The organism is Kitasatospora griseola, assembly GCF_014648555.1.
GTDB lineage: Bacteria > Actinomycetota > Actinomycetes > Streptomycetales > Streptomycetaceae > Kitasatospora > Kitasatospora griseola.
Window position 1 is genome coordinate 120,928 of record NZ_BMRI01000021.1, and the last position, 5,424, is coordinate 126,351.

6 protein-coding genes and 1 pseudogene are annotated in these 5,424 nt (G+C 72.1%); 3 read left to right on the forward strand and 4 right to left on the reverse strand.

The annotated features are described in order from the left end of the window. Together IEZ12_RS38960 and IEZ12_RS24605 are read left to right on the forward strand one after the other, a co-directional pair. Positions 1 to 185, forward strand: a pseudogene (locus tag IEZ12_RS38960) (aldo/keto reductase); the annotation flags it as partial. A gap of 87 nt (positions 186 to 272) precedes the next feature. Next, entirely contained in the window at positions 273 to 824 is a 552-nt protein-coding gene (locus IEZ12_RS24605) for a GNAT family N-acetyltransferase (RefSeq protein WP_189274740.1), read from the forward strand. Positions 825 to 1,241: 417 nt separating this feature from the next. Here IEZ12_RS24605 and IEZ12_RS24610 read toward each other — a convergent pair whose 3' ends face one another. Genes IEZ12_RS24610 through IEZ12_RS24625 form a run of 4 tightly spaced genes read right to left on the reverse strand, consistent with a single transcriptional unit; the run spans position 1,242 to position 4,518 of the window. Further along, positions 1,242 to 1,727, reverse strand: coding sequence for an NUDIX domain-containing protein (locus IEZ12_RS24610; protein ID WP_189274742.1), 486 nt, complete (start codon positions 1,725 to 1,727; stop codon positions 1,242 to 1,244). Between the two features lie 33 nt (positions 1,728 to 1,760). After that, positions 1,761 to 2,648 carry a phosphotransferase family protein gene (locus IEZ12_RS24615; protein ID WP_189274744.1) on the reverse strand — a complete coding sequence of 296 codons (888 nt, stop codon included), beginning with the start codon at positions 2,646 to 2,648 and terminating at the stop codon, positions 1,761 to 1,763. After that, on the reverse strand, positions 2,645 to 3,145 hold the full coding sequence (locus IEZ12_RS24620) for an NUDIX hydrolase (protein ID WP_229847919.1): 501 nt from the start codon (positions 3,143 to 3,145) through the stop codon (positions 2,645 to 2,647). The genes IEZ12_RS24615 and IEZ12_RS24620 overlap by 4 nt, the downstream gene beginning before the upstream one ends. Next, positions 3,142 to 4,518 carry an NUDIX hydrolase gene (locus tag IEZ12_RS24625; protein ID WP_189274745.1) on the reverse strand — a complete coding sequence of 459 codons (1,377 nt, stop codon included), beginning with the start codon at positions 4,516 to 4,518 and terminating at the stop codon, positions 3,142 to 3,144. Before IEZ12_RS24625 ends, IEZ12_RS24620 begins: the two co-directional genes overlap by 4 nt. Before the next feature lie 586 nt (positions 4,519 to 5,104). On the opposite strand from IEZ12_RS24625, the gene IEZ12_RS24630 reads away from it, so the two are divergent. Further along, on the forward strand, positions 5,105 to 5,245 hold the full coding sequence (locus IEZ12_RS24630) for a hypothetical protein (RefSeq protein WP_189274747.1): 141 nt from the start codon (positions 5,105 to 5,107) through the stop codon (positions 5,243 to 5,245). Positions 5,246 to 5,424 lie beyond the last annotated feature (179 nt).

A 5,424-nucleotide genomic window follows, 5' to 3' on the forward strand; every position in this document is an offset into this window, starting at 1 on the left:
GCAAGGACGTCGTCCCGCTGGTCGGCGCCCGCCGCCGCGACCGCCTCGCCGAGGCGCTCACCGCCGCGACCCTCGACCTCAGCGCCGCCGACCTCGCCGCCGTCGAGCAGGCCGTCCCCGCCGACTCGGCCGCCGGCACCCGCTACGCGGCCGCGCAGATGGCCCACCTGGACAGCGAGAACTGACCGGGCCCCGGGCCCCCGGTCCGATGCCGGCCATAACAGCGGGGCAATTCATTTGATCAACTACCACTCCTCCTATAGCAATTGACCATGCTTCATGGCGAAAGGATCGGGCTTCGGGCCCGACACGAGGACGACATCCCGGTTCTGCACTCCGAGCTCTACGACGACGTGGCCACCCGGTCGCGCGCCGACTCCCGCCCCTGGCAGCCCATTGCCGCGGCCTCGGGCCACTCGCCCTTCGTGGTGGCCGGGCCGTCGGACGAGGCGGCGTGCTTCTCCGTCGTGGAACTGGAGTCGGCGGAACTGGCCGGCGAGGCCCTGCTCTGGGGCATCGACACGCACAGCCGCACCGCCCACCTCGGGCTCGCCCTGCGCCCCGCGTTCCGCGGCCGCGGCCTCGCCGTCGACGTGGTGCACACCCTGTGCGAGTACGGCTTCGCCGTCCGCGGCTTCCAGCGCCTGCAACTGGAGACCCTGACCGACAACGCCCCGATGCTCGCGGCCGCGACCGCCGCGGGCTTCACCCTGGAGGGCACCCTGCGCCGCTCCGCCTGGGTCTGCGGCGAGTACGTGGACCAGGCCGTCCTCGGCCTGCTCTCCGACGAGTGGCAGCCCCGGAAGGCACGCCCCTCCCAGTAACGCAACGGCCTCGCCCCCACCTCGGGGCGCTCCCCTGCGGAGCGCCCCGATCGCGTTGGGTGACTCGGCCGGTCGGGTGATCCCCCGAGGTCAGGGCGGTGGGAGCGATAGGAGATCATGTCGCGACCGGCTGCATGGTCGCCCACCAGGGTTTCGCACGGTAGAGCACAGAGACGAGGCAGGGACATGAAGGTCGCGTTCGGGTGGAAGCCGCACGGGGACGGCCGCGCCCGGCAAGGCCTCGAACAGCTTCTCCGCCTCCACAGATCGCTGGTGATCCGCCGAGCCCGCTGACGCCCCGACAGGGCCGGCGGGTCCGGTGCCCTCGGCGATGGCGAGCAGCCGCAGGTCGACGTCCGCAGGCAGTGTTGCGGTGCCCGCTCGCCGATGGGCGGACAGCGGTGACGGCCTGCCGTCTCAGGCCCCGACCAGAGCGCGCAGGTCCTCCGAGGCGTCCCAGCCGTAGGTGGAGAACCCCCGGCCGTCGCCGGAGAGGTAGGCGGTGAGGGCGGCGTGCGAGGTGGGGAACATCGGGGTGGGCAACGCGGAGGCGTCCATCCACAGGACAGCGAGGTGCTTGTCCGGTTCGGTGTTCGTCAGCTCGCCCCGCCACGAGGTCGCGGCGAAGACCGAGAGCAGGAACGGGCCCTTGCCGTCCCACCCGGCCTTGACCTGGATGGTGTGGACCAGCCGCAGCTCCTCGGCGGTGACGACCAGGCCCGCCTCCTCGCGCAGCTCGCGGGCGGCTGCCTCGTCGAGGCGTTCGCCCTCCTCGACCTTGCCGCCGGGGACGGTCCAGGCGGAGACCGTGGACCAGGAGTCGTTGGCGTAGTGGACGCAGGCGACCTTTCCCGCCTGCTGGTCGTGGACGATGACGCAGACGGTCTGACGCAGGGACTGCATGGAGGCTCCAATCGGTAGGGGAAGAAGGGGCGTTCACACAACGCGGTTCAGTTCGCGCAGCAGGTCGAGGACGGTTCGGGCGTAGCCGAGGACCTCCTCGTCCCGACGGTGGTCCAGGGCCCAGCACAGGGCGGCGGGGCAGTCGATCGCGGCCCACGCCCGGGACGCCGCCCGCTCCTGCGCGGTGAGGTCGCGCCCGTACCCGGCGAGGAACGCCGCACGCAGATCGGGTCGGTGAGGCGTGAGCTGAAGGATGACACGCATCAGGTCGCGCCGGGCCGGGGCCTCGACCTGGCTGCGTTCGAAGTCGATCAGCCCGAGCGTCAGCGGGTCGGCGTCGCGGCGCACGAGCCAGTTTCGCGGGCCGAAGTCGCCGTGGCAGTAGGCGAGCGCGATGGGAGGGGGCTCAGTGCGGGTGGCCTCGGCCAGGACCCCGATGTCCTCGTCCGGCAGGCGGGCATCGCGGGCGCGGGCCAGGGCCCGTGCGCGTTCCTGGGCCCAGGGCAGGTACTCGCCGACGGGGGCTCCGGTCGTGGGCTGCGCATGGACGGCGGCCAGGAGCTGCCCGGCCTGCCGGTACACCCCCCGTTCCTCGGCGGCAGTGAGGGCGGTGCTGATGACCGGGGTACCGGGCAGCGCGGTGGTGACGATGAGCAGGGAGGAGGCGTCGGCGGCCAGCAGCGAGGGTGCGCGGCCTTCGCCGAGAGCCGGTACGAGCAGTCGGTAGGCGGCGGTTTCCCGCTCGTGCATGAGCGCGTTCTTGTGGCGTTTGGCGAACAGGCGGCGCTCGCTGCCGTCGGCGACCTCCCAGACGTTCGGGTGCCCGGCGCGGTCGTGGGCGCGCACGCCCAGCAGTTCGTAGCGTCCTGCCGTCTCGCGCATTAGCCGGTCGGCGTCCTGGGGCAGTAGGGGCGAAGTCATGCCGGCCGACCGAGGGTGGACAGGGCGCTGCCGCGGGTGATCCGGCCGAGCGCGTGGACGGTGTAGGGCACGGTACTGGTCGGGAGTTCGTCGAACGGCCAGAAGCGCAGTTCCTCGCACTTGTGCGGTTCGGCGTTGCAGACTTGGCCGTCGTAGCGAGCGGGCCGGAAGAACAGCTGGAGGCGGCTGCGGCCGTCTTCGGCGTCGAGGTGGTGCAGGGTGTGGACGAGAGCGAGGTCGTCCTCGGCGATGAGGATCCCGAGTTCCTCTTCGGCCTCGCGCGTCATCGAGCGGGTGACCGTCTCCCCTAGCTCCATGTGTCCGGCCGGCAGGTGCCACAGACCGTTCGCGTAGCCGGTGTTGTGACGCCGGCCGAGCAGAACGGTGTTGGCGTCGAGCAGGACGAGGTGGACGCCGACGAGCAGGGTCGGCGGATCCGTCCTGGTGACACCGGGCCTGATCGTGGCGGGGTGGCGGGCGCCGTCGAGCGGAGTCACGAGGTCCTCCCGAACGGCAGGCCGGCCGCCTCGGCGAGCATCGGCAGGTAGTGCCGCAGGTACGGCGGGACCTTCAGATCGAGCACTTCGTCGAGGGGGACCATGCGCACGGCCAGGCCCTCGTCGCCGAGCCGCAGATCGCTCTCGGGGCCGTCCCAGACGGCGTGCAGGACACGGGTGAGCGGCAGGCCGAGGCCGGTGTGCGGATCGGGGAGGGCCCGCGGTCCGGTGATCTCGATGCCGGCCTCCTCGCGGACCTCGCGCACGGCGGTCTCCTCGGCGCTCTCGTCGGCCTCGCGCCAGCCGCCGACCGGGGTCCAGTGGCCGGGCCACGGCATGCTCGGCAGGTCTTCGCGCCGGTGCATCAGCAGTCGGCCCGCGAGATCGGTGACGAGGACGAGGACACCCTCGAAGTCGTCGTCGGCCGGGGCGGGGCGCTCCAGGTAGAGGGGGGTGCCGGAACGGTGGGCGCGCAGAACCTGGCGGAGCCGCTGATAGCGAGCGGGCTGCATGAGCTGCCGCCAGTCGTGAGCGGTCTCGAACCGCCACTCGGTGTGCTCGGCCGGGTCGAGCCGGATCCGGGCCTGCTGCTCTGTCGTGAGGACGCCGCCGTCGAAGACGTAGCCGCAGATCGGCACGGGGTACTCGGTGCCGGCTTGTTCGTGGATGACGGCGACCAGACGCCGCCGGGCGATCACCTCGGGGTTCTCGGCGGCGAGGTCGAGGCCCAGCTCCTCCTCGGCCTCCCGCAGGGCGGTGGTAAAGGGCGTCTCGCCGTGCTCGACGTTGCCGCCGGGGAAGTTCCACACGTCCGGGTTGATGGTCGAACGCATCCCGAGGACGCGGCCCTGCGGGTCGGTGACCAGGAGACAGCCGTAGGAGCTGGGTCGGGCAATGGTGGTGAGATAGCCGCCGACCGGCCGCCAGCCCGGGACGCCCAGGCGTCGGGTGAGCCATTCGACCACCGTGCGCTGCCCGTCGCTGGTCGGTGGCAGGGCGTCGGGGTGGGCCCACTGATGGCCGTCGTGGTCCGGGGAGAGGGCGATCTCGGCGCCGTCCGGTACGACGGTGGTGAACACGAACTGACGCATGCGCCGCCCGCACTGGTTGGTGAAGTCGAGATGCCGCGCGTATTCCAGCGGCAGGCCGGTGAGCCCGGTCTCTTCGGCCAGCTCGCGGGCCGCGCCGTCGGGCACCGCCTCGCCGTCCTCCCGGCTGCCGCCGGGGTACTCCCACAGGCCCGGCGGGACGTCGCGCGGGGACCTACGGATCATCAGGAGCCGTCCTGAGGAGTCCCGGACCACCACGCCGACGCCGATCCGTTCGATGCCCTCGCGTGCGGCGAGGTTCGTGAGTACGTCGAAGTCGATCACTGAGCGGGCTCCTCAAGGGCGCGGGCGGGCACGGCCGGTCGGCCGGAAGAGGTGATGCCGGCGGCTTGGCCGGTGGGGTTGTCCACGAAGACCTCCAGACATGGGCGGCGTTCGAGCGTACGGAGCCCGCTGTCGACGATGGGCGCGGCAAGTGCGCACTCATGCGCCGGAGTTGGGTGGGTTCGCGTGAGCGGAGGTGACTGATGATGGTGCTGTTCGAACGCGGCGCTCAAGCGGCTTTCCTCCGGGCGCGCCCGGGTCGAACGGGGACGTTTCGAGCACCCCGCGCGCATGCCGCAACGCCTCCTCCAACCAGGCGCGCAGGGCGTCCGGCAGGGCGGCGGAGCCCAGTGCGCAGGCGGCGAGAGCCCGTTCGAGTGCTACGCCCTGGACCGGGTCGGGACGGCGTCGGACGCCCTCGTGGGTGAGGAGGTCGCACAGCGCGTGGCCGTCGCCCGGATTCACCCGTACGGCTGGTCAGGTGGGCGAGGAGGTTTCGGGCGGCGGGCGTGTGGGTGTCGAGGGTGGTCAGCGTGAGGCGGGCCGTGAAGACGGCCAGGCCCTCGTCCGGCTGGAAGGCGAGGCAGTGGCCGATCGCGTGGCCGGCTGCCCGCTGGCTGCCGGGGCGGCACAGCGCGGCAAGCACCGCGGTGACCACGTCCGCCCACGGGTCGCCCGGCTCGGTGTCCTCCAGCAGTGCGAGCGCGCCGGGCAGGCCGCGCTGTAGGAGGACTACCGCCCTCCGGGGCCGCGCCCGGCGTGGTGAGCGACTTTCGGAGGTGGTCGTCCTCGGCCCAGCGGCGGGGCGTTGGTGTCACTAGGACACGGTCTTAGAAGTCATCTCATTTGGATAGCTAGACTCTGGGCGTGCTGATCGTGGAGCGTCTGGTGCCGGACGAGTTGTGG

Coding starts and splice junctions, on each gene's coding strand:
- IEZ12_RS24605 (WP_189274740.1), top strand. CDS start 273: ATGCTTCATGGCGAAAGGATCGGGCTTCGGGCCCGACACGAGGACGAC.
- IEZ12_RS24615 (WP_189274744.1), bottom strand. CDS start 2,648: ATGACTTCGCCCCTACTGCCCCAGGACGCCGACCGGCTAATGCGCGAG.
- IEZ12_RS24610 (WP_189274742.1), bottom strand. CDS start 1,727: ATGCAGTCCCTGCGTCAGACCGTCTGCGTCATCGTCCACGACCAGCAG.